Source organism: Streptomyces sp. NBC_00076 (assembly GCF_045041235.1).
GTDB lineage: Bacteria > Actinomycetota > Actinomycetes > Streptomycetales > Streptomycetaceae > Streptomyces.
This window is the reverse complement of record NZ_CP108242.1, coordinates 5,916,850-5,938,103: the sequence shown is the minus strand read 5'-3', so window position 1 is coordinate 5,938,103 and position 21,254 is coordinate 5,916,850. Positions and strand designations below refer to the sequence as shown.

34 protein-coding genes are annotated in these 21,254 nt (G+C 66.5%); 33 read left to right on the top strand and 1 reads right to left on the bottom strand.

The window, feature by feature from the left end; translation table 11 throughout:
- Positions 1 to 93: 93 nt before the first annotated feature.
- The 24 genes from OHA64_RS27005 (at position 94) to OHA64_RS26890 (ending at position 16,109) form a co-directional block, all read left to right on the top strand.
- Positions 94 to 627 (top strand): hypothetical protein, encoded by a 534-nt coding sequence (locus tag OHA64_RS27005; RefSeq protein ID WP_328749285.1) that lies wholly within the window; start codon positions 94 to 96, stop codon positions 625 to 627.
- A complete protein-coding gene (locus tag OHA64_RS27000; protein WP_328749284.1) occupies positions 627 to 1,289 on the top strand; it encodes an ATP-binding protein in 663 nt (220 codons plus the stop codon). The genes OHA64_RS27005 and OHA64_RS27000 overlap by 1 nt, the downstream gene beginning before the upstream one ends.
- Positions 1,286 to 1,738 carry a hypothetical protein gene (locus OHA64_RS26995; protein ID WP_328749283.1) on the top strand — a complete coding sequence of 151 codons (453 nt, stop codon included), beginning with the start codon at positions 1,286 to 1,288 and terminating at the stop codon, positions 1,736 to 1,738. Before OHA64_RS27000 ends, OHA64_RS26995 begins: the two co-directional genes overlap by 4 nt.
- Complete coding sequence (locus tag OHA64_RS26990; RefSeq protein WP_328749282.1) at positions 1,738 to 2,571, top strand: BRO family protein; 834 nt, start codon at positions 1,738 to 1,740, stop codon at positions 2,569 to 2,571. The genes OHA64_RS26995 and OHA64_RS26990 overlap by 1 nt, the downstream gene beginning before the upstream one ends.
- The gene (locus OHA64_RS26985) at positions 2,571 to 2,846 is read left to right on the top strand and encodes a hypothetical protein (RefSeq protein WP_328749281.1); all 276 of its coding nucleotides are present in this window, start codon (positions 2,571 to 2,573) and stop codon (positions 2,844 to 2,846) included. Before OHA64_RS26990 ends, OHA64_RS26985 begins: the two co-directional genes overlap by 1 nt.
- Positions 2,843 to 2,992, top strand: coding sequence for a hypothetical protein (locus OHA64_RS26980; protein ID WP_328749280.1), 150 nt, complete (start codon positions 2,843 to 2,845; stop codon positions 2,990 to 2,992). The genes OHA64_RS26985 and OHA64_RS26980 overlap by 4 nt, the downstream gene beginning before the upstream one ends.
- Positions 2,989 to 4,227, top strand: a complete 1,239-nt coding sequence (locus OHA64_RS26975) for a DnaB-like helicase C-terminal domain-containing protein (RefSeq protein WP_328749279.1) — start codon at positions 2,989 to 2,991, stop codon at positions 4,225 to 4,227. Before OHA64_RS26980 ends, OHA64_RS26975 begins: the two co-directional genes overlap by 4 nt.
- Positions 4,205 to 5,179: a CHC2 zinc finger domain-containing protein gene (locus OHA64_RS26970; protein WP_328749278.1), complete on the top strand. Its 975-nt coding sequence runs from the start codon at positions 4,205 to 4,207 to the stop codon at positions 5,177 to 5,179. The genes OHA64_RS26975 and OHA64_RS26970 overlap by 23 nt, the downstream gene beginning before the upstream one ends.
- Complete coding sequence (locus OHA64_RS26965; RefSeq protein ID WP_328749277.1) at positions 5,179 to 6,765, top strand: DEAD/DEAH box helicase; 1,587 nt, start codon at positions 5,179 to 5,181, stop codon at positions 6,763 to 6,765. Before OHA64_RS26970 ends, OHA64_RS26965 begins: the two co-directional genes overlap by 1 nt.
- 105 nt (positions 6,766 to 6,870) lie before the next feature.
- A complete protein-coding gene (locus tag OHA64_RS26960; protein WP_328749276.1) occupies positions 6,871 to 7,350 on the top strand; it encodes a hypothetical protein in 480 nt (159 codons plus the stop codon).
- Positions 7,347 to 7,805 (top strand): hypothetical protein, encoded by a 459-nt coding sequence (locus OHA64_RS26955; RefSeq protein WP_328749275.1) that lies wholly within the window; start codon positions 7,347 to 7,349, stop codon positions 7,803 to 7,805. The genes OHA64_RS26960 and OHA64_RS26955 overlap by 4 nt, the downstream gene beginning before the upstream one ends.
- Positions 7,806 to 7,808: 3 nt before the next feature.
- Entirely contained in the window at positions 7,809 to 8,537 is a 729-nt protein-coding gene (locus tag OHA64_RS26950; RefSeq protein ID WP_328749274.1) for a hypothetical protein, read from the top strand.
- Positions 8,538 to 8,617: 80 nt separating this feature from the next.
- Positions 8,618 to 10,504 (top strand): DNA polymerase, encoded by a 1,887-nt coding sequence (locus OHA64_RS26945; protein WP_328749273.1) that lies wholly within the window; start codon positions 8,618 to 8,620, stop codon positions 10,502 to 10,504.
- A gap of 22 nt (positions 10,505 to 10,526) precedes the next feature.
- Positions 10,527 to 10,895 carry a hypothetical protein gene (locus OHA64_RS26940; RefSeq protein WP_328749272.1) on the top strand — a complete coding sequence of 123 codons (369 nt, stop codon included), beginning with the start codon at positions 10,527 to 10,529 and terminating at the stop codon, positions 10,893 to 10,895.
- The gene (locus OHA64_RS26935) at positions 10,892 to 11,308 is read left to right on the top strand and encodes a hypothetical protein (protein ID WP_328749271.1); all 417 of its coding nucleotides are present in this window, start codon (positions 10,892 to 10,894) and stop codon (positions 11,306 to 11,308) included. Before OHA64_RS26940 ends, OHA64_RS26935 begins: the two co-directional genes overlap by 4 nt.
- 36 nt (positions 11,309 to 11,344) lie before the next feature.
- Positions 11,345 to 11,548 carry a hypothetical protein gene (locus OHA64_RS26930; RefSeq protein ID WP_328749269.1) on the top strand — a complete coding sequence of 68 codons (204 nt, stop codon included), beginning with the start codon at positions 11,345 to 11,347 and terminating at the stop codon, positions 11,546 to 11,548.
- 57 nt (positions 11,549 to 11,605) lie between these two features.
- The gene (locus OHA64_RS26925; RefSeq protein WP_328749268.1) at positions 11,606 to 12,652 is read left to right on the top strand and encodes a hypothetical protein; all 1,047 of its coding nucleotides are present in this window, start codon (positions 11,606 to 11,608) and stop codon (positions 12,650 to 12,652) included.
- Positions 12,652 to 12,966, top strand: coding sequence for a hypothetical protein (locus OHA64_RS26920; RefSeq protein ID WP_328749267.1), 315 nt, complete (start codon positions 12,652 to 12,654; stop codon positions 12,964 to 12,966). Before OHA64_RS26925 ends, OHA64_RS26920 begins: the two co-directional genes overlap by 1 nt.
- Positions 12,966 to 13,331: a WhiB family transcriptional regulator gene (locus OHA64_RS26915; protein ID WP_328749266.1), complete on the top strand. Its 366-nt coding sequence runs from the start codon at positions 12,966 to 12,968 to the stop codon at positions 13,329 to 13,331. Before OHA64_RS26920 ends, OHA64_RS26915 begins: the two co-directional genes overlap by 1 nt.
- Entirely contained in the window at positions 13,313 to 14,221 is a 909-nt protein-coding gene (locus tag OHA64_RS26910; protein WP_328749265.1) for a hypothetical protein, read from the top strand. Before OHA64_RS26915 ends, OHA64_RS26910 begins: the two co-directional genes overlap by 19 nt.
- Complete coding sequence (locus OHA64_RS26905; RefSeq protein ID WP_328749264.1) at positions 14,218 to 14,691, top strand: hypothetical protein; 474 nt, start codon at positions 14,218 to 14,220, stop codon at positions 14,689 to 14,691. The genes OHA64_RS26910 and OHA64_RS26905 overlap by 4 nt, the downstream gene beginning before the upstream one ends.
- A complete protein-coding gene (locus OHA64_RS26900; protein WP_328749263.1) occupies positions 14,691 to 15,263 on the top strand; it encodes a hypothetical protein in 573 nt (190 codons plus the stop codon). Before OHA64_RS26905 ends, OHA64_RS26900 begins: the two co-directional genes overlap by 1 nt.
- A gap of 66 nt (positions 15,264 to 15,329) precedes the next feature.
- On the top strand, positions 15,330 to 15,617 hold the full coding sequence (locus tag OHA64_RS26895; RefSeq protein WP_328749262.1) for a stage V sporulation protein S: 288 nt from the start codon (positions 15,330 to 15,332) through the stop codon (positions 15,615 to 15,617).
- A gap of 117 nt (positions 15,618 to 15,734) precedes the next feature.
- Positions 15,735 to 16,109 (top strand): hypothetical protein, encoded by a 375-nt coding sequence (locus OHA64_RS26890; RefSeq protein ID WP_328749261.1) that lies wholly within the window; start codon positions 15,735 to 15,737, stop codon positions 16,107 to 16,109.
- Here OHA64_RS26890 and OHA64_RS26885 read toward each other — a convergent pair.
- Complete coding sequence (locus OHA64_RS26885) at positions 16,094 to 16,282, bottom strand: hypothetical protein (protein ID WP_328749260.1); 189 nt, start codon at positions 16,280 to 16,282, stop codon at positions 16,094 to 16,096. The genes OHA64_RS26890 and OHA64_RS26885 overlap by 16 nt on opposite strands.
- Positions 16,283 to 16,387: 105 nt before the next feature.
- Between OHA64_RS26885 and OHA64_RS26880 the strand changes: the two genes are divergently transcribed.
- The 9 genes from OHA64_RS26880 (at position 16,388) to OHA64_RS26840 (ending at position 21,245) form a co-directional block, all read left to right on the top strand.
- Positions 16,388 to 16,594: a hypothetical protein gene (locus OHA64_RS26880; protein ID WP_328749259.1), complete on the top strand. Its 207-nt coding sequence runs from the start codon at positions 16,388 to 16,390 to the stop codon at positions 16,592 to 16,594.
- A gap of 1 nt (position 16,595) precedes the next feature.
- Positions 16,596 to 17,390, top strand: a complete 795-nt coding sequence (locus OHA64_RS26875; protein WP_328749258.1) for a hypothetical protein — start codon at positions 16,596 to 16,598, stop codon at positions 17,388 to 17,390.
- On the top strand, positions 17,387 to 17,956 hold the full coding sequence (locus OHA64_RS26870) for a hypothetical protein (protein WP_328749257.1): 570 nt from the start codon (positions 17,387 to 17,389) through the stop codon (positions 17,954 to 17,956). The genes OHA64_RS26875 and OHA64_RS26870 overlap by 4 nt, the downstream gene beginning before the upstream one ends.
- A 4-nt stretch (positions 17,957 to 17,960) precedes the next feature.
- Complete coding sequence (locus OHA64_RS26865) at positions 17,961 to 18,254, top strand: hypothetical protein (RefSeq protein ID WP_328749256.1); 294 nt, start codon at positions 17,961 to 17,963, stop codon at positions 18,252 to 18,254.
- Between the two features lies 1 nt (position 18,255).
- A complete protein-coding gene (locus tag OHA64_RS26860; protein WP_328749254.1) occupies positions 18,256 to 18,504 on the top strand; it encodes a hypothetical protein in 249 nt (82 codons plus the stop codon).
- 112 nt (positions 18,505 to 18,616) lie between these two features.
- On the top strand, positions 18,617 to 18,865 hold the full coding sequence (locus OHA64_RS26855; RefSeq protein WP_328749253.1) for a hypothetical protein: 249 nt from the start codon (positions 18,617 to 18,619) through the stop codon (positions 18,863 to 18,865).
- Position 18,866: 1 nt separating this feature from the next.
- Complete coding sequence (locus OHA64_RS26850; protein WP_328749252.1) at positions 18,867 to 19,271, top strand: hypothetical protein; 405 nt, start codon at positions 18,867 to 18,869, stop codon at positions 19,269 to 19,271.
- A complete protein-coding gene (locus OHA64_RS26845) occupies positions 19,268 to 19,447 on the top strand; it encodes a hypothetical protein (RefSeq protein WP_328749251.1) in 180 nt (59 codons plus the stop codon). The genes OHA64_RS26850 and OHA64_RS26845 overlap by 4 nt, the downstream gene beginning before the upstream one ends.
- Positions 19,440 to 21,245 (top strand): fibronectin type III domain-containing protein, encoded by a 1,806-nt coding sequence (locus tag OHA64_RS26840; RefSeq protein WP_328749250.1) that lies wholly within the window; start codon positions 19,440 to 19,442, stop codon positions 21,243 to 21,245. Before OHA64_RS26845 ends, OHA64_RS26840 begins: the two co-directional genes overlap by 8 nt.
- Positions 21,246 to 21,254 lie beyond the last annotated feature (9 nt).

The following is a 21,254-nucleotide window of genomic DNA, read 5'->3' as shown; positions in this document are numbered from 1 at the left end:
TAGCTAGGCAAATAGAAACCTACGGTTTCTATTAGCTGCCCACGAACGTTCGTTCGGGGCAGTTCTGGCCCGCCACACAGCCAGGAGAAACACATGGCACGCAAAAGCATTCACGACCCCGACGCCGAACTCGACGCCACGGCCATCGTCCAGAGGATGCTCCACGGCGACGAGGAGGCTCCCTCGGCGTCACAGACCGGCTGGACCCCGCCGGAGCACGGCCAGCGCCGTGAACGGCGCCCCAGGGGCCGCCACTACGGCCCCGACTCCATCCCCGGCCTCGCGGACTACTTCGCCTCCGCCTGCCCACCCCTGAGCTGGTCCGGCGGCCTGGAGATCGGCAACCGCCAGGCCCTCGTGCAGGTCTTCTCCGAGCTGCGGCGCGAAGCCGGCCTGACCCCCGACGACTGCCGCGCCCTGGTCGACCTCTACATCAGCCGCCTGGCCGGCCGCACCCCCAGCAAGCCGTACGTCTGGGACTTCAAGTGGCGCCGCTACCAGCTCCTGCGGGACCTGCGAGGCACCGGCCTCACCGTCACCGCCGAGGAGTACAGCACCTGGGAGCAGCCCGCCAAGAACGACCCGGCCGCCGACGACAGCTTCACCGCCTCCTGGGGGAGCGTCTGATGATCACCGCGCGCATGGACCCCGAGAAGGCCCGGTGGGTCGGCACTGGAATTCCGCCCCGCTTGAGGGGCCTGACCCTGAACGACGTCGAAGAAATGGGCGGGCAGACCGACGCCGTCAAGAAGGCCCGGCACTTCGTCAACGGCTACCGCGCCCAGCAGTCCCGGAACTGGCGCGGCTTCCCGACCAGTCCCAACGTCTACGGCCGAGGTCTGCTGTTCGCCGGCCACCCCGGAACCGGCAAGACGACTTTGGCAGCGGCCATCCTGTGCGAGCTGCGGCGCCGCTACGGAATCACTGTCTACTGCTCCCGCTACAGCGACCACATCGAGCGCGAGCGAAAACTTGTTCGTGCGGATCAAAACGTAGATCCCGAGCAGGTCTCCCGCTGGCAGTACGCCGTCGAACGTGTCCAGTGGGCCGACGCGGTGCTGCTCGATGACGTCGGCCACGAGCACTCCACGGACTCGAAGTTCGCCGAGGACACCCTGGAGAAGCTGCTGCGGCAGCGGTACGACGAGGGCCGCGTCACGCTCATCACGACCAACCTGCCCGGCGACGACTGGGCCGCCCGGTATTCGAAGGCCCTGCGGTCCTTCATGGACCAGTGCACCCGCCGGGAGATCTTCACCGGGGAATCGTTCCGCCGGGGCGACCAGTGATCGGCCGAGACCTCGACGACGCGCCGCTGCCGGCCGAGGTCTACGTCCTGTGGGAGGGACTGCTCGCCACCCCCAGCTCCCGGTTCAGCGTGAAGCGCTTCCACCGGCGGCTGCGCTGGCGCGGGCCCCGAGCGGCCTTGGCCCTCTACGAGACGAACAAGGCGGCCGTCCAGACCCTGTGGGACCTGTGGGAGCAGGACCAGCCGGTCGCGGTCGTCACCTACCTGCCCGTCGGGGTCGTCGCCGCGCTCGCGGACCGCCTGGACCGGGAGAGCGTCCCCAACACCCGGCTGGTCGTCTCGCAGCCCCGCGACATGAGCCGGCTCATCGCCCTGCTCAACGACGTCGCGCGGATCTTCCACGGCTTCCCCGAACACAACCTGCTGTACGGCCCCAAGGGTTTCCTCGTCCCCCCGCAGTCACCCGAACTCATGCGAGAGGTCCTGTAATGGGCGTTGACGCCATCCCCCTCATTTTCCCCGAGACCAACAAGCGCGTGAGAGTGCTCATGGTCGAGGGCGCCCCTTGGTGGGTGGCCCGCGACGTGTGCAACGTCCTCGAAATGGAGCGCCCCGACGCCGCTCTGCGCGGCCTCGACGACGACGAAAAGGGTGCTCAGACTGTGAGCACCCCCGGTGGCGACCAGCGCATGTCGGTCATCAACGAGTCCGGTCTCTACTCCATGGTGCTCCGCAGTCGGAAGGCCGAGGCCAGGGCTTTCAAGAAATGGATCACCAGCGAAGTCCTGCCGGAAATCCGGCGCACTGGCGGCTACGGCGCCGACCGGCCCGCGTTCGACACCCCCAAGACGTTCGGCGACGCGCTGCTCCTGGCCGCGCAGCAGTGGGAAGAACTTGAAGCCACGAAAAAGGAACTCGCCGCTGCCGCGCCGAAGGTCGAGGCCGCCGATGCGTACTTCGCGAGCGACAAGTTCCTCTTGGTCCGGGAGGCCGCGAAGCTGCTCGGGCTGAAGGAAAAGGGCCTGCGCATCCTCCTCATGGAGAAGGGCTGGATTTTCCGGCACAGGAACGCCTACGGGGACAGCTACTACGACGTCACCGCGAAGATCGCGGATTCGGGGCTGCTCGCCACGCGGGTCTACACGCGGATGGGCGACGACGGCGGCGCGCGGACCACCTACACCGTCTACATCACCCCCAAGGGCGTGGAGGCCCTGCGCAAGATCCTCCGCGATCTCGCCGACAGGAGAAACGTTCCTTCGATTCAGCACGGGCCCCCGACGCGAGTGACTCGCCCCCTTACGAACGGCGGTCTCTCCTGATGACCGACTACCGGCCGCCGGGAGCCTTCCGCCGCGAGACCGTTCAGCTCGTGCCGGACAAGGTCGGCAAGACCGCCCGGTTTCGCTCAGAGCTGGGGCTTGAGGGTTACGACTGCTTGCCGCTCGTCGGCTGGGCCGTCGTCGTGACGTTCGCGGAAGACGAGCTGCCGCGCATCACCGTCGAGCCGGTCGTGGACGACGACTGCCACGGCGCCATCGCGCTCGGCGACCTCGAAGAAGAGGTCGGTCCGCTGACGCTGCTGGAGATCGTGTGAGTCACCGTCACTACTGCCCCGATCTGGAGACCTGCAAGGACCGCGTCCCTTGCTGCCTTTGGACGGAGGGCGACTGCTGCTGCGACTACGAGGACCAGTGCCGTAAGCCGCCCGCCGCGAGGGCGCTGCCCGAGGAGGGCTCGTGAGCAGCATCGAAGAGGAGGTCATCTCCTACATCGCGCTGACCGGCGACCTTGACACCGTCGTCGGTCAGGCCGGCGGCATCACGGCCGAGCACTTCCTGGACCCCGAGACCCGCAAGGTGTTCTCGTCCATCCTCGCGTTCAAGGCCGACTTTGGTGAGCCGCCCACGCCGGAGGTAATCGGCCGCGACCACCCCAACTTCCCTTTCACTGAGGAGAGTTCGGGGCCTATCGAGTACCTGTTGCGGGAGCTGCACGAGCAGCGGCGCAGGACGATCATCGACCTGGGCATGGGCGCCGTCGGTGAGGCTCTCGACAAGGGTGGCTCCGAGGCCGCCCTGCCTCTCCTGCGGATGATGCTCGCGCACGCCACCACGGCCACGGCCGGCTCCCGCGAAGTCGACTACGCGGCCACCGGCGCCCAGCGACTGGACGTCTACCGCCAGGCCCGCGACAACCCGGGCGAGTTGTTGGGCATCCCTACCGGGTTTGCCTTCCTTGACGCGGTCACCCTCGGCATTCAGCCCCAGCAGATGATCGTGCTCACGGGCCTCGCGAAATCGTGCAAAACCACGGTGATGCTCGGTATGACGCGCTCCGCCTACGACTACGGCGCGAAGCCGCTTCTGGTGTCTTTCGAAATGCCTTACCAGGAGATCTCCCGAAGGCTGGACGGTTTCCTCGCCAAGGTCAACCCGAAGAAGTTGCAGACCGGGCAGCTCTCCGCCAAGGAATGGCGTCAGCTCGAAGCGGCTCTTACCGACCCTCTCGGCGAGCAGCCGTACATCGTCACCGAGGACCGCGCCGGCGCCATGACCATCGCCGGTCTCCAGACGAAAATCGACCAACTCGCGCCCAGCGTCCTGTTTGTGGACGGCGCATATTTTTTGTTCGACGAGATCAGCCGGGAAGCACAGACACCTCTCGCCCTCACCAACATTTCCCGGGGCCTGAAAAAACTCGCTCTGAACAATGACCTTCCGGTGGTCGTCACCACCCAGAGCCTCTCGCACAAGGTCGGCGCCAAGGGACTCACCGCGAGCAGCCTCGGCTACACCTCTGCCTGGGTCCAGGACGCGGACCTCGTCGTCGGCATGGAGGCAACGGACGAGGAGACGTTCTATCGGCTCAAGGTGCTCGCGAGCCGGAATGCCGCGCCCCAGGAGCACCTCATTTCGATCTCGTGGGACCCGCCACAGTTCGAGGAGGCCGAAGTTGAAACCGACCTCCCCTACTGAGTTCTGGGACAACCTCGCGGCGTTCGCCAACCCCGTCCCGCACGACATCCCGGGAGCCATGCGGGCACTGGGCATCGAGGTGCTGCGCGAGTTGAGCAAGCCCGACTCAACGGAGTATCTCGCCCACTGCCCCGCCCACCTCACCCTCACCGGCAAGCAGGACCGCCGGCCGAGTTTTTCGGTGAACTCCTCCACCGGCCTGCATCACTGCTTCTCCTGCGGCTACGCCGGCCCCTTCATCCAGCTCGTGGAAGACGGCCTCGGCTACAACCGCGTCGAGGCGTTCCAGTGGATCGCCCGGCACGGCGTGTACCGCACGGTCGAGGACAACGGCCCGGCCCCCGAAGCCGAAGAGACCGTCCGCGTCAACGAGGCATCGCTGGCCCTGTTCGTCCCCCCGCCAGCCAGGGCGTGCGAGCGGCGCGGCGTCACCCCCGAGGCGTGCCAGGACTTCGGCGTTCTGTGGGACCCCGAGACGCGGCACTGGATTCTCCCCATCCGCGACCCATTCACCGGGGAACTGTGGGGCTGGCAGGAAAAGGGCAAGCGCTACTTCCGCAACTACCCCACGGGCATCCACAAGTCGCTCACTCTCTTCGGCGACCTGACCTGGAGCGGCGACACCGCCCTGCTCCTGGAATCCCCGCTCGACACCGTCCGGGCCCACGCTCTCGGGATACCCGGCGCCTTCTCCAGCTTCGGCGCCTACGTCTCCGAAGCACAGATGCGGCTCCTCAAGGCCCGCTGCCGAAATCTCATTCTCGGCCTCGACAACGACACGGCCGGCCGCACATCCCGGGACAAGATCCACGGCCGCTGGAGGCCGCGCGGACTCCCCATGAAATTCCTCGACTACAGCCACACCCCAGCGAAAGACCTCGGGGACATGAGCGACGCCGACGCGCTGACCGCGTACGAGAACGCCCACCACCCCTGGCGCAGGAGGCGTTGATGTTCACCGGAGAACTGTTCCCGTACCAATACGACGCCGTCGACCGCGTCCTGTCCGACCGGCGTCTTCTCGTCGCGTACTCCATGGGCACCGGGAAGACCGTGCTCACCATCGCAGCGCTCGAAGAACTCTTCGGCCGGGGAGACATCCGCCGCTGCGTGGTCATGGTGCCTTCCAGCCTGAAGTGGCAGTGGGCACAGGCCATTGCCGCGTTCACCGACGCGCCCACGCGCACCATCACGCTGCGCGGCATGGACCTGGTCGTCCCGGCCGAGGACGTCTGCACCGTCATCAACGGCACGCCCAAACAGCGCTGGCAGCAGTGGCAGGCCGCGCAGCACGCGGACTACGTGATCGTGTCCTACGGTGCGGTCCTGCACGACTGGAAAGAGCTGTGTGCCCTGCCGGCCGACGCTCTCGTGCTCGACGAAGCCAGCGCCATCAAGAACTTCTCGGCCCAGACCACCAAGCGCGTCAAGAAACTCAAGCCGCCTATCCGGATTGCCCTTACAGGCACGCCAGTTGAGAACAGGCCCGAAGAAGTCTTCAGCATCATGGAGTGGGTCAACGCGAAAATCCTGGGCCGCTGGGACCTGTTCGAGAAGTCCTACATCAACCGCAACTTCTTCGGTGGGGTCTCCTCCTACAAGAATCTCGGGCTGCTCCACCAGAACCTGAGCCGCGCGATGATCCGGAAGTCCAGACTGGACCCCGAGGTCGCGAAGTACCTGCCCGCCGTCGCGGAGACCACACGGCATGTGCAGCTCGACAAGACCACCCGCTCCATCTACAAGGCCATCCTCGCCGACGTCCAGGCCGCTATGGACGAGCTGGCCGAGGCCGGCGGCGACTTCGACCTGGCGGCTTACTACGCCGGCGTCAAGCCGGACGGGGCCTTCGGCGCCCAGGGCAAGCTGATGGCCCGCCTCCAGGCGGCCCGGCTCCTGCTGGACCACCCGCAGCTCCTGATGGACTCCGCCGTGGCGTTCCACGAGGGCACGGGCGGTTCGCAGTACGCCGCAGAGTTCGCCGCCAGCCGCTACGACCTGCCGGACCTCCACTCCTCGCCGAAGCTCGCCGTCCTGGACGAGCTGGTGAGCACCATGCTGGCCGAGCCCGGCACCAAAGCCGCGATCTTCACCGACTACCGGAAGATGCTGCCGTACCTTTCCGAGCGCCTCGAAAAATACGGCGACCTGGTGCTCTTCCACGGGCAGCTCAACTCCGACGAGAAGGCCGCCGTCCTGGCCCGCTTCAAGACCGACCCGGAATGCCGGCTGTTCATCTCCACCAACGCGGGCGGGTACGGCTTGGATTTGCCGGAGGCCCAGTACCTCGTGAATTACGACCTGCCCTACTCAAACGGTGTTCTCGCTCAGCGAAACACCCGGCATGTCCGAGCCTCGTCAAAATTTGACCGCGTCCACGTCACCAGTCTTGTGGTCGAGGAGACCATTGAGGAACGCGTGCAGGCCACGCTTGCATTGCGTCAGAAACTGTCTCAGGCCGTGGTCGACGGGACTGGCGTCGGCGCCCTGGACATGGACGTCGAGTCGCTCGCCGAGCACATCGAAAATGCTGGCTGAGGCACTCGTTTGGCCGATTGGCCGGGATTTTTCAGACTCGTAGGGTTTTCGGACCGGAGCATTCCGAGTAGCTCCTTCCCCCGAGCACCGCCCTGGGAGCAATACGTGCCCGAAGAGAACCTCGACAGCACGGCTTCACCAGAATCCGAATCGAAGCCCGTCCCGTTCGACCCGGTCATTCCGACCTTCCGGGAATGGGCCCTGCTCAAGGCGCAGCAGACAGAACTCACCTCGCGGATGAACAAACTCCGCGACAAGGTCGTAGCCGCCGTCCAGACGCGCGGGTACGCCGATCACAAGGGGTCGCAGTACATCGACCTGCCTTTCCCCATCCCCGTCGGCGACAGCGAGTACATCCGCATCAAGCGGGAGCGCCGGGTCTCCATCGTCGCCGACATCGAAGCGGCGGAGAGCATCACCAAGCAACGCGGCGAGAGCGTCTACCGACGCGCTTTCCCGCCGGTCCCCACCCTCGACGCGGACGAGCTGTACGTCCTGCTCCAGGAAGGCGTGCTGACCGAAGAGGACATGGACCGAATCATGGTCCAGAAGGAGAGCTTCGCCTTCCGGGGACTCACGACGTGACCGGCATCGTCCCGCCCCGCCGGCCGCTCGACGTCTACCCGGGCACCCACCGGCCCATCGGCACTGTCCACCCCACCGAGGGCTACCGGGGCGGCGACGAGAGCCGCTGGGACGAGGACCCCGTCTACAAGAAGATCTCGGGTTTCTACCGGGAATTCTTCGCTATCTCGCACCTGGCCAACGCGCTCGGCCGAGCCCCGAAGACGATCTACAAGTGGGAAGCCAACGGCCTTTTCCCCGGGGCGACTTGGATCTACAACAGCGACTCGAAGAACGGCCGTCGGCGTCTGTATACCAGGCGGCAGATCGAGGGCGTCGTTCTCATCGCCTTCGAAGAAGGCGTCCTTTCCGGAGCCCAGCGCTTCCTCTCTCAGACCCAATTCCCCGAGCGCTGCCGCGAACTCTTCGTCAAGACGCGCGCCGCACTTCCCGAACCCGTCCAGGACTGGAGCTAGACCATGCCCGAATCCCGCACCTACGGCCGCCGCCGTCGCGCGCTTCCCGCCACCACATCCGCGACCGAGAAGGCCGGGTTCGAGGTCGGCAAGCGCGAGGCGGTCACCGGCCGCGTCGTGTCCACCGGCGCCGGCGGTCCGACCCAGATGGCCGGCTGGGACGCCATGGACAAGACCGCGTCCGCCTCCGGCAGCGACATGTACCTCAAGGTCACCGAGGAGGCCACCGTCATCAAGATCATCGGTGACGGCCCCTTCGACGTTTACAACTCCCACTGGATCGAGGAGATCGAGGACGGCTCCAAGAGCGTGCGCTGCTGGGGTACGCCCGACTGCCCGCTCTGCGTGGTCGGTGACAAGGCCAAGCGCTTCTCCGCGTGCTTCGACGTCATCTCCCTGGAAGACCCCGACAGCCCGGTCCTGAAGATCTGGGAGGCCGGGATCAAGATCGCCCGCCAGCTCAAGGACATCGCGACCGACGGCAAGCGCGGCCCGCTGAACAGGGGCGATCTGTACTTCACGATCAAGAAGGAGCAGAAGAAGAAGAGCGTCGAGTACACCCTGGAGCGCGTCAAAGAGCGCGATCTGTACGAGGAGTACGACGTCGAGCCCCTCTCCGACGAGGCCCTGGCGGCGTTCCTGGCCGAGGCCCACCAGTGGGGCGACGTGGTGAAGGAGAAGTTGGACGAGGACGCCATGGAGGAGGTCGTCGACCTCGTCATGGAGAGCTGAGCCCAGCCCCCGCCGACCGCCCGCCCCGGGTGAAGCCCACACCCCGGGGCGGGCCGCTTCTCGACTCCAGGGGACGTTCCGTGCACCAGCTCGTCACCACGACCGACCAACTCCATGACGTCATCGAGTACTTCGAGGCGCGCGACGGGTTCGCATTCGACGTCGAAACCTCTGGGCCGCACCGGGGCGTGCCGGCCGTCAACGAAGTCACCTGGCTTTCCCTGTCCACCGACGGCGCATGCTCGGTCATTCCGCTCGGCCACCCCAACGGCTACAACCTCCTGCGGAAAGCCACACGCAGGAAAAACAAGCAGACCGGCGAGTGGGAGCACCTCCCGGCGCTGTTCGACGAGCCCCCCAAGCAGCTTCGCCCCAGCCAGGTCTTCGGCGCGCTGGAGAACCTCTTCTTCTCCGACCGCACCAAGGTCGCCCACAACGCCCCTTTCGACCTGTTGAGCGTCGCCAAGTACTTCCCGGACCGTGGATTTCCGCCCCCGCCCTATGGGGACACCATCGTCGCCGCGTGGATGCTCAACGAGAACAGGCTCATCGGGCTCAAGGCTCTCGACCGCGAGCGGTACAACCTCGACTACGACCACGACGACACCGGAAAGTGCGTCGAGAAACACCCCTTCGGCCAGGTCCAGGAGTACGCGTGGCTCGACGGCCGCACCACCTGGCTCCAGTGGAAGGACATGCGGCCGAAGATCACGGCCGAGGGCCTGGAGGACATGTGGGCCCTGGAGATGGACGTCTTGCACTGTCTGCTCCACATGGGCAAGGGCGTCCCCGTCGACATCAGCGCCCTCAAGGAACTGCGCACCCGCCTGCGCGGCGAGATGGAGCACGCCGAAGCCGAGGTCTACAGGGCCGCCGGCAAGGTTTTCAACATCAACTCCACACCGCAAAAGCAGAAGATCCTCTATGAGGAGCAGGGTCTCAAGCCTCGGAAGCTGACCAAGAAAGGCGCCCCGTCCACGGACGCCGAAGCCCTGGAACCCTACAAAGGCCGCAACGATTTCGTCAGCGCCCTTCTCGGCTACCAGGACGTCAGCAAAATTCTCTCCACCTACGTGGAGGGGTACTTGGGAAATCCGGAAGAGGATAAGCCCACCCAGATCTTCAACGGTCGCATCCACCCCATGCTCAAACAATACGGGACCGTTACCGGCCGCTTCTCATGCTCAACCCCCAATGTGCAGAACTGGCCGAGGGCCGAAACGGTGTGGGGAAAAGCCATCCGTGACCTGGTCGACCCGATCCCGGGCTTCAAGCTCCTCGTCGCGGACTACGCCCAGATCGAGCAGCGCATTTTGGCGCACTTCGCAGGCAAGGGCGCTTTGTGGCAAGGGTTTTGGGACAACATCGACGCCCACACGGCCACCGCGAGCGCGGTCTTCGGTGTCGCCCCCGAGGACGTCACTAAGCAAATGCGCCAGGTCGCCAAAGCTATTGCCTTCGCGATCAATTACGGCGCAGGACCCCAAAAGGTGGCGGACATGTCGCACACCTCGCTGCGCCGCGCCAAGCAAATCCTCTCGACCCACGAGAAGCAGTTCCCGGAGGTCTACGCCTACAAGCGCAAGCTCCTGCGAACGGTCCGCTCTCGTCGGCCGGATCCGTACCTGCGTACCCTCCTCGGCCGCAAGCGGCGCCTGCCCGACCTGCTCAGCTACGACAACGGCCGCCGCGCCAAGGCCGAACGGCAGGTCGTCAACAGCCACATCCAGGGCTCCAACGCCGACATGACCAAGCTCGCCTTGACACGCCTCCACAAAAATCTGCTGCCGGACATGCAGATCCTCCTCACCGTGCACGACGAAATCGCCGCGATGTGCCCGGCCGATATCGCCGAAGAAGGCGCCAAGGTTCTGCACGAGGCAATGGCCGGCGAAGGAATGCAGCTCCTCTCCGTACCCGTCACCACGGACGTAAAAATCTGTGATCGCTGGTCTGAAGCGAAATAATTCCCCGACCTAGGCTGGAACCATGCCCGACATCGAGACTTCAGCACCCGCGCTCTTCCGAGGAATGCTCCGCGACATTGTCGCGTGCAGCGATTTCGACGAGGTGTGCCTACTGCTCGGACTGGTCCCGGCCGGCCCCGATGTGGACGAGGTCGAACACATCCAGTCCCACAGGCGCATCGAACGGTTCCTGCCAGTGGCAGCCGAGGCTATTTCGCACGCCGATGTCGCGGCGGATGTCCTGCGCCGACTCACCCACCTGAGCGACGGCGGACAGGACATCGACGAACGCTCGAAGGCGATGTTCCTATTCGTCAGCCGTACCGCCTGTACCGCCGTTATCGCTCACCTTCTGGAAAACGGAACGCTGGAAATCGGAGACAACTCATGAGCAGTGACTTCTGGCTGAACAAGATCCGCGAGGCCCAGGGCGGCCAGCCTCAGCCCCGCCAGCAGGCCGGCCTCACCCCGGCCGGCACGCCGTGGTGGGCCCACCCCACCTACGTGCAGCCCGAGACCCCTCCGACCGTGCCCCAGAACGACCCCCAGCAGGTGCAGCGCGAGTACCAGACCGAGCGCGCCCAGTCCGCCAAGCAGTCGGAGCGGTGCCCCTCCTGCCAGGGCGAGCACTACTGGCGCCCCACACCCAACGCCATGGCCCAGTGCTTCGACTGCGGGTGGCCCGTCCAGAACTCCACGCAGGGCGTCGCCATCGCCAACAACAGCTCGGCGCCCCAGAGGGTCTCGCTGCACCAGGCCAAGGGCAGCGGCTACAACCCGCAGACCATCATCGGCCGGCTCTGACCCCCCACCAGGCACCAATTCGTCCAAGGAGATCCCATGCGTGCCGTACTTCTCATCGTCGGTGCCAGCCTTATCGCTGTCGGCCTGTACCTGATTGCTTTCGGAGACACTCCGGGCGATGCACCGAAGGAAACGCCGCGCATTCCTGCGGCCAGCATCGGTCCGGACGGTGCTGAACCCGCTTGGACGCACGTCTGTCCCGGCACCGACGATGAGCCAGCCGGGTGTAAGGACATCTAAAAATAGGCCACCCATTTGGCCCTGTGCGGTATTTTTTCCGTTTCATACGGTTTGGGGATGCCGCTCAGTGATGAGACCCGCGCTCTCATGGCGCGGATCAACAAGAAGTACGGCGCCGGATCGGTAGTTCTCGCATCGAAGATGCCTGCCGTTCCCCGATTCCCTTCCGGGTCACTCTCCCTCGACGTAATGCTCGGGGGAGGGTGGCCCGGAAATCAGTGGAACGAGATCCTCGGCGCCGAATCGTCAGGCAAGACAACCATCGTCCACAAAACCATCGCAGCGAATCAGCAGCAGAATCCCGACTTCACGACATTCTGGGTCGCCGCAGAAGGCTACGACCACGAGTGGGCCATGACTCTCGGGGTCGATGTTGACCGCGTCGTTGTTTTCGAGACGAACGCGATGGAAGACGCCTACACGGAAATGATCAAGGCGGCCGAGTCACGGGCCGTGGACGCGATCGTGCTCGACTCCTACCCGGCCCTGGTCGCAGACGACGAGGACGCCAAGGACATGGACGAGTCGACCATGGCGAGCGGGGCCCGGGTCACGGGGAAATTCTTCCGCAAGGTGGGGCAGGCCACCCGCCGCTCCCTCGTCGAGCAGGAACGGCCGCTCCTGGCGCTGATCGTCAACCAGTTCCGCGACCAGATCGGAGCCTGGGCACCGGCCGGCGGCACTCCCAAGACCTCTCCGGGCGGCAAGGCCAAGAACTACGCGTACTACACGCGCTTGGAGACCTCCCGCACGGAGTGGATCGACGAGAAGCGGCCCGCTGGCGGATCGGTACGCGTAGGTCAGGTCATCAAGGTCAAGACCCTCAAGTCCAAGGTCTCCGCCCCGCAGCAAGTCGCCACGCTCCGCTTCTACTTCGCCAACAGCTCGACGGGGATCTACGCGGGTGAATACGACCTCGCCTCCCAGCTCATCACGCAGGGCATCTACCACGGCCTCATTCGCCTCGACGGCAGTTGGTACAAGTACGGCGACTACCAGTGGCACGGCGACAAGAAAATGGCCGGCGCCATGCGGGAAGACCTCGACCTCCAACAGCAGCTCAGCGCCGACGTGATGGCCGCGATCCGCACGAGCGAGGGCTGATGGACCGCCGAATCAAAGCCTCCCGCACCCAGGAGAAGAAGCTCGCCAAGGACATCGGCGGTAGCACCGTAGCCGGTAGCGGAAATGGCTGGGCGGTCAAGAACGACGTCCGCAACAAGCAGTGGTCCATCGAATGCAAGACCACGGCCGCCGCCCGCTTCTCCCTCACCCACCGCGACCTGGTCAATGCCGAGAAGAACGCCCTCCTCGACCTGCGCGACATGGCTTTCGCCATCGAGATGCAAGGCCGCACCTGGGTCGTCCTCTCCAGAGAAACGTTCCTGCGCCTCATTGAACGCGAGGAGGACACGTGATGGGAATTCGCGCCGTCGTCAACGCACCCAACTGGAGCGAGACACACCACCGGGGGGAGGCGAAATGCCGTGACGGTTCCCTCACCCCGACCCGCAATCGCGACGTGTTCTTCGAGGACGAAGCCCTCGCCCTCGACATCTGCAACGGAACCTACGACGGCCGGATCTGCCCCCGCCGTACGGAATGCCTCCGCGTCGCCATGTTCAACAAGGAGAACTTCGGCATCTGGGGCGGCATGACCGCCAAGGACCGCCTGGATATGCGCATGCGCAACCCCGGAATGCCCGAGCGCTGGATATGGCACGCCCCGGGAGAACCAGAACCGCCGAGCAACGAGGAGACCCAGTGGCCAGCCGCGTCGTAAAGGGCGGACATGCGCTCACCGAGTACCTGAACGCGGCCAAGAGCGTGGAGCCTCTCTACGGGGACGTACAAAAGCACGTCCTGGAGAAAGCCCTCAAGCCCTCCGGCCGGCGCCAGGACGTCCTCCACCCGAGCGAGATGGTGAAGCCGGACTGGTGCCACCTCGCGGCGTTCCACCGCCTACGCCTGGAAGTCGAGCCGGCCGACCGCAGGAAGACCAGCTTCACCCGGGAGAACATCTTCCAGGAGGGGCACGAGACCCACACCAAGTGGCAGCGCTGGCTCACCGAGATGGGCCGCCTGGCAGGTGACTGGCACTGCCTGGCCTGCGACCAGGTGTTCTGGGACGACGAGACGCCCACCTGCTGCCAGCTCTGCTCCGCCTCCCGCCGGTGCATCGAGTACGCCGAAGTCCCCCTCAACGCCCACCCCCTCCGCATCGGAGGCAAGGCGGACGGCTACAGCCCCCACGACAACGCGCTCATCGAGATCAAGACCCTGGGGCTCGGCAGCTTGCGCTACGAGCGCCCTGAATTTCTTGAGCGCTACACGGTCGAAACCGACGAGTTCGGGAAGCTGCCCGACCTCACCCGCCTATGGCGCGATTTCCGCCGGCCGCTTCCCTCTGCCGTGCGCCAGGTCCAGCTCTACATGTACCTGAGCGTGCATTTCGAGGATCTCGAAGTCGACCGCACGATCTTCTTCTACGACTTCAAATCCACCCAGGAAACGAAGTCATTCATCGTCACCTTCGACGAGAAGTTCTCCGAGCCGCTCATCGAAGCTGCCGCTGCAATCGTCGACTGCGTTCACGCCGACGTCGCACCCCACTGCAACATCAACGGCCGTATCGGCTGCCCCTCGTGCCTGGAATTCAAGGAGCAGAAGTGACCACTGCCGCCGAACGCCTCTGGGACGAACTCGAAGCAATGGGCTTCGAAAAGGAAGAGCGCCCTGACGGCTACCTCCCTGCTCTGCCGCGCGACATCACCGAGCTGACCGACCAGCAACTCATGGCGCTCTACGGCCAGTTCGTTTCGTGGACCGCGTATGCGGCCATGCGCCTGGTCGAGGCCCGCGCGAACGAGAAGTCCCTCAAGCAGAACCTGAACCACTCCATGGCCACCGCCTCCCTGAACGCGTCCATGGAGAAGACCGTCGCCGGCCGCAAAGCCGCCGCAGCCGCCGACTCCCAGGTCCAGGCCGACGAGGAGAAGCACGTCGCAGCCCTCAGCCTGTGCGAGGCCCTGGAGATGGTCCACAAGAACGCGGAGTCCCGCGCCAGCTTCTGCTCCCGCGACCTCTCCCGCCGGCAGAACTCCCGCGACACCGAAACCCGCGCCCACCGCTGGGGGGTCTGATGTCGCGCATCTCCATCGGTATCGACCAGTCCTACTCCGGCTGCGCGATCGTGCGCTACGACGCCACCTCCGGCACCGCGACGGAAACCGTCTATGACTTCTCCCCCAAGGCGGCCGGCACCGGCATTGACCGTATCCAGTACGTGCACCACGTGTTGTACGTGCACTTCGAGCGGATCAGCGTCCTCGGACAGATCACACACATCTGCTACGAGGGCTACGCCTACGGCGCCCGGTACCGGCGCGAGGAGCTGGGCGAGCTGGGCGCCGCGATGAAGCTGGCTCTCGCCGAAGTCTTCCCCGACCACATCGACCGGCGCATCCACGCCGTCGCACCGACGACCGTGAAGAAGTTCGTGACCGGCTCCGGCCGCGCCGACAAGGACAAGATGCTGCTGGCGGTCTACATGCGCTGGAAGCACCAGGCCAGCAACCACGACGCGGCCGACGCCTACACGCTCGCCCGCATCGCCGAGGCCCTGGCCGATCCCCAGCCGCCCGAGCTGAAGTTCCAGCAGGAAGTCATCGACGGCATCCGCAATCCCAAGCCTTCCCGCAGCAAAAAAGGCTGAATAACCAGAAGTAATTGCTGCCGCTTACGTTCCCTGCATCGCATCAAAATGCAGGGAGCAATCATCGTGCAGACTCAGTCCGATGCTGTCTCCGAGAAGGAGTTCCGCGTCAAGTCGACAACGCCTCCGCCCGAACTCGGCTCCGCCATCGCCCACGCCATCAAGGCCGGCCATCAAGTCGTCCTGAAAGCCGTGGGCGCCGGTGCCATCAACCAGTCGGTGAAGGCAATTCCCATCGCCCAGAGCTTCGTCTCCTCGTTCGGAACGAGCCTCACCGAAGAGATCACCTTCTTCCGCAGCAAGTCCCCGGAAGGGGAACTCCTCGGCATCGCGATCCGCGTCATGGGCTCGTGAAATATTCGCCGCAAAAATCCGGGACCTAAACTCCCGAGAGCAGGCCCGCTCACCCCCAATTCGTACAGCACTCGTGTTCAGACTCTCCAGGGCCCCGACCGCCGCGCGGAGGAGAACATGAGCCAGCACTGGACCCCGCCCAACCGAGGCAAGACCAACGTCGTCAGCAGCCTGAGCACCGGCGAATTCCCGACGATGGGCAGCGAATCGCACCGCGTCACCTGGGCCCGCCCGACGAACGGCACCTCCCGGTCCCGCTCCGGCCTCGCCAAGGGCACCGACCCCACGGTGAAGAACAAGGCCAACCGCAGCCAGCGCACCACCTCGGCCTCCGAGACCTACGGCCCGACCGGTGTCGTCAGCGTCGCCCGCTCGTACCACGGTCCCGGCTGCCCCTGCTGCGCCACGACCAGCATCCGCCAGGTGCGCTCGGCCTTCGGCGAGCAGGAGAACTTCCGCAGCGGAGGTTCGACCGGCTACAAGGCGGGCTGACCCATGCTGCCGCTCATCGCTGGCCTGCTCGGCAGGGCAGCCGCGACCGAGGCCGTCGGCGCTGTCACCGGTACTGCTGCTCGCTCCGCCGTGACCTCGGCCGCCAGCTCGGGCGCCATCAGCGCGGGCACCAGCTCGGCCGCCGGCACCGGCAGCCGGGTGCTCTCCGGCATGCAGTTTGGCTCGGCTGCGGCCCGCGCCATGAACAACGGCAGCAACGCAGCCCCCGCCTCGGCACCGGCTCCGGCACCCGCCGATGACCTGGGGTGGGCCCGCTCATGAGCACTGGCGCCACCTCCCCCAGCAGCCCCCGCACCGCGTCCCTGCCGCTGACCGGCTCGGCCGCCAACGGCTCCCTCGCCGTGGCGCCCAGCCGCCCGGACATGGACCAGCAGGCCGATTCCTCGTTCGCGTTCAACGCCGGGCTCGACCGCCGCCCGGCCCTCACCGAGTTCGAGTACGGAGCCAATTCCACCTGGAGGTGACATGGCCGATCTCAACCCGCGCCAGTTCCGCCAGCCTGCCTTTCGCGGGTTCGGCGACCAGGCCATGCGCTCCTACCGCGTCGCCCCCGCACCGCAGCCGGACCCGGCCCCCGCACCGGCCCCCCGGCCGCAGGGCCAGCAGTTGTCCCTCTTCCAGGCCGACGAGGTCCGCAACCCCCAGGGGCCTGCCGCTCCCACCTTCAACGCCTCTCAGTTCCGCACCTCCCAGCACGCACTTCCCGGCATGAGCAACCCGGCCGTGCGCGGCCAGCGCGTTACTCCCGCCCCGGAGGCTGCGCAGCCCGCGTCGGGCCCGGCCCGGAGCAACTGGAGCCAGCCGGAAATCAGCATGCTCGGCCCCTCCCCGGCCAGCCCCTCCTCCCCTTCGGCCGCCGGGCCCAGCCCGACCCGCTGGCCCAGCCCCGCCGCCCCCGCCTCCTCTGCGCCGTCGTCGGCGCGGCCACCGGTGACCATCAACGGCGCCGCCTACAGGGCCGCCGGCCAGCGCTTCGGAGCGCCGCCGGGACCCACCCCGGCAGCGGCCCGCCCCGCACCGGCCAGCCCCGCACCTTCGTCCCCAGGTCCGTCCACGCCCAACCAGCCGCCTGCTCCCGCCGCACCGCCCAGCGCCCCGGCCGCCCAGGCGCCGGCCTGGGCCGGACGCACCGCGCGCTACGGCGGCCTGGCCATCGGCCTGGGCGCCCGCGCCTTCCAGTCCGTCAACAAGGTCGCCACCGACCCGGCTCGCTCCGGCAACCCCCTCTACAAGCCCAGTCAGGGGTGGAACAAGTCATGAGCTACCCCAACCGCGCAGGCGCGAACGCCAACCTCTCCTACAACCCGCCCTACCAGGCGCCGGTTGCCGGGGGAATGACGTACACCGGGGGCTCCGGCGGCTACCTGATGACCGGGGCCCGCGACATCCTCGACGCCCGCCGTCTCATGGAGACCGGCCACGTCCCGTCCGCCGAGTACCCCGACGGCTACCTCGGGACGATCGGCGCGGGCACCCGCCGCCAGGATCGCCTCCTGAACTCCATCGGCAACCGCGCCACCCAGCGCAGTTACCAAAGGGGCGTGCACAAGGGAGAGCGGATCGACCCGGCGGACTACTACTGGACCGACGACGTCAACCCCACCGCAGCCCTCGAAGCCCAGGCACGCGGCGAGAAGTGGACCCAGCGCGGCTCCTTCGTCGGCTCGCCCCTGGTCAACGACGGCAAGTCCGAGACCCTCGTCGCCACCCAGGCACGCTTCGCGACCGCACAAAGGGTCTACACACAGGAAGTCACCCCGCCATTCACGGCCGTCAACGAAGCCCGGCGAGCGCAGCTCATGCGCTTCAAGCCGGCCTGGAGGTGACGCCGTGCTTCAGCAGGACTCCCTCTACGCGCGCCGGCCGTGGTCGACGCTCCAGGAGCAGCAGGTCACCAACTACCTGCGCGAGTGGACCGACCTCCCGCCCGACGCCGTACGCCGCATGAAACCACCGATCCCCAACATCGGCCGGGTTCCGCCCCGTTTCGGATACCGGCAGCACATTCCCGGAATCGCCGACATCGCGCGCCTGGACGACATCTACCCCGGCAGCCGCGTCGATTACAGCCAGCGCCAGTCCGGCTATTCCGCGACCTCGTACCCCGCTCTGGGAGTGATGTGACATGCCCAAGGCCACCCGTTCCACCGACCGCCGCCGAACCGGCCGGGGCGACAACATCACCGGCGTCACCCACGGCAAGGCGAACCTTCAGGACCAGCGCACCAAGGGCGCGTACGCCCCGAGGGCGCCGTCCACCAACTCCGAATTCACTGCGGGAGTTTCCGTCGCCCGAACCATGGGCGCCGGCGTGACATCCGGCTCCTCGAAGAAGAGGGCCGCTCCCGCCGTCAGAAAGCTGGGGGACAAGTAATGCGGCTCCCCCGGATCAATTTCAAGTGGCTGCGCCGTAAGAAGACGCAACCCAAGCCCACGAAGAAGGCCGCGAAAAAGGTGGCCGCGAAGAAGAAGGCGGGTGGGACGAAGTGAGCTACGCAAACGAGCGCTCTCTCACCGGGGATCTCAACGAGGGCCTCACCGACGGCGCCTACAAGAAGGTCGTCACCGACCGGGGCGGCCTGGTCGAGGCCACCACCTACGCCGTGCGCCGTGACCTGGACGACCGCTGGTACGGCATCCACGAGGACCCCGTCAAGCACACGCCGGACGGCCGCGCCGTGACCACCCCCAACTACGTGGCCACCCCCGCGCCCCACTTCAACCTCGGGATCTGACGTGACACGACACATCAGCGGGTACATCTACCCGCCAGCAGTAACCAAGAAGCTCCTGGGCGTCGGGCTCAGCATCTTCACGGCTGCCGCTGCCCTGCAAAAGGCACTGGGGTCGACGCCCTTTAGCGTCGTGGATTCCCACGTCGACAGCACCGCGTACTGCATCGCGCTCGCCTACACCACCCTCGGCATCGTCCTCGGCCTCGCCTCGATGGTCTACTCCCTCAAGACATCGAGCCTGGGCCTGATGGGTTATCTCGGCGCGTACCTCTTGGCGTTCGCCTCGATCTCCCTGATCAACTCGCCGGCCACCCCGTGGATGCAGTTCGCCAACGTCGCCGCGTTCCTGGGCATTTCCATCGCCGCGCTCTCGGCATGGCTTCGTCACCTGCGGGAGCGCCCATGAACATGAGCGACGTTGCGGCGCAGATGCTGTCCATCTTCGTCAGTGCTATCGGCCTCGTCATTTTCCGGCTGATCGCCAAGTACCTTCCCGACGACCCGCCGCCGGTTCCCCGCGAAACCCTCATCCCGCCCGTTGCCGGCAAGGCACGCCCGGAAAGCGAAGAAGACCATGGCTAACGAAAAGTGGAACCTGGAGACCAACTCCGCGCTGACGGCCGAGCCCGGCAGCCCGGTCGCTCTCGTCGATCCACCGCGCACCGCCGAGGAGCGCGTGGCTGAGCGGCCTGCCGACTACGGCGACATGGTCGTCCCGCCCAAGCCCACCTGGTACAAGACCGCCGAGGGCGAGGACACCGGCGCCGGCCGCGTCCAGCCGCGCGAGATCCAGCTCTACTGGCACTCCAACATCGGTGAGATCGCGGCGCACTCCCAGATGCCGCCCATGCCGCCGCTGCCCGACGCCGGCGGGTACAACCTCGGCTCCCGGGGCCTGGACCACATCTACATCGCCGGCCACCGCGTCACGGTCGTCGGCGAAGGCGACGTCATCGTGCCCGGCGGAGACACCGACGCGCTGGTCACCGGCTACTGGGACCGCACCGACCCCGTACACCCGCAGTGGACGCGCATCGAGCCGGAGACCGAGTACACCATCACGGTCGAGGCGTACAACGACGACAACGTGTACGGCCCGGCCTCCGACGAGCTGACCGTCACCACTCCGGCCATCGGTTTCGATCAGCAGCACAACACCATCCCGCCCGGCCCCGTGAACGACCTCCAGTTCGGGGGCCCGCTGCCGGTCATCACCTCCAGCGGCGGCGGGGCCGTCACCCTGCGGTGGAACAAGCAGCTCAACGTCACCAAGTACGAGGTCTACAACAACGCGTCCCGCGAGACCGACGTCCCCATGGATCTGTCCCGTCCCGGCCTCAACGAGGGCGACGTCAAGCTCGGCGAGATCAACCAGCCCGGCGGCACGAGCCAGACCGTCACCTTCACCACCCCCAACTTCACCACCCCCGACCAGCGCCTGGCCCTCAAGGTGAGGGCGGTACGCACGGACGCCAACGGCACCGCCACCGGCCCGTTCTCCACGGTTCTGCGCAGCCAGATCCCCCCGGCCACCGCCGCCCCGGGCAAGGCGGGCACACCCACGCTCACCGTGTCCCCGATCGTCGGCGGCCAGGTCAAACTCACCCTGGTTGCGCCGTCCATCGGCTCCGTCAACGGCTCACCGACGTACTACGCGGTCTACGACGGCACCCGCAAGGTCGCCACGGTCGACGCCCCGCTCGGCACCGCCCCGCACGTCACGCTCTCCTACCAGGCGGCCCAGGCTTACTCGTTCACCGTCGTCGCCGGCAACTCCCTCGGTGTCGGCCCGGCCTCCAACGCGCTCGCAGGCACCGTCCCCGTGCCGGCCGCCCCAGTCGCACCCACCGGCCTGGCCCTCGACGGAGCCGTGTCCACCACGAGCGTTCCGGTGCACTGGAACGCGATCACCATGGACCCGCCGGTCACCAAGTACTCGCTCTACGAGGGCGCCACCAAGAAGGCAGACGTCTTCGCCCCCAACACGGAGGGCACGGTCACCGGCTACACCGCTGGCCAGAACTACTCCATCACCGTCAGCGCCACCAACAGCGTCGGCGAAAGCGTCAAGTCGACGGCTCTGACCGGCAAGACCAACGCCGTCCCCGGCGCCCCCACCGGCGTCGGCGTCACCAACGTGACCACCACCGGCATGGACGTCGCCTGGACCGCGCCTGCTGGCGCCCAGCCCGCCGTGACCAACTACAAGGTCTACGACGGTACGACCCTCAAGGCCACCGTCCCCGCCCCGGCCGCCGGTACGACCCTCACCGGCTTCACGCCCGACACCGCCTACTCCATCACCGTGGCCGCCGTGAACACCGTCGGCGAAGGCGTCAAGTCGAGCCCGGCTGTCACCGGCACCACCCCCGCCTCGTAAGGAAGTTGA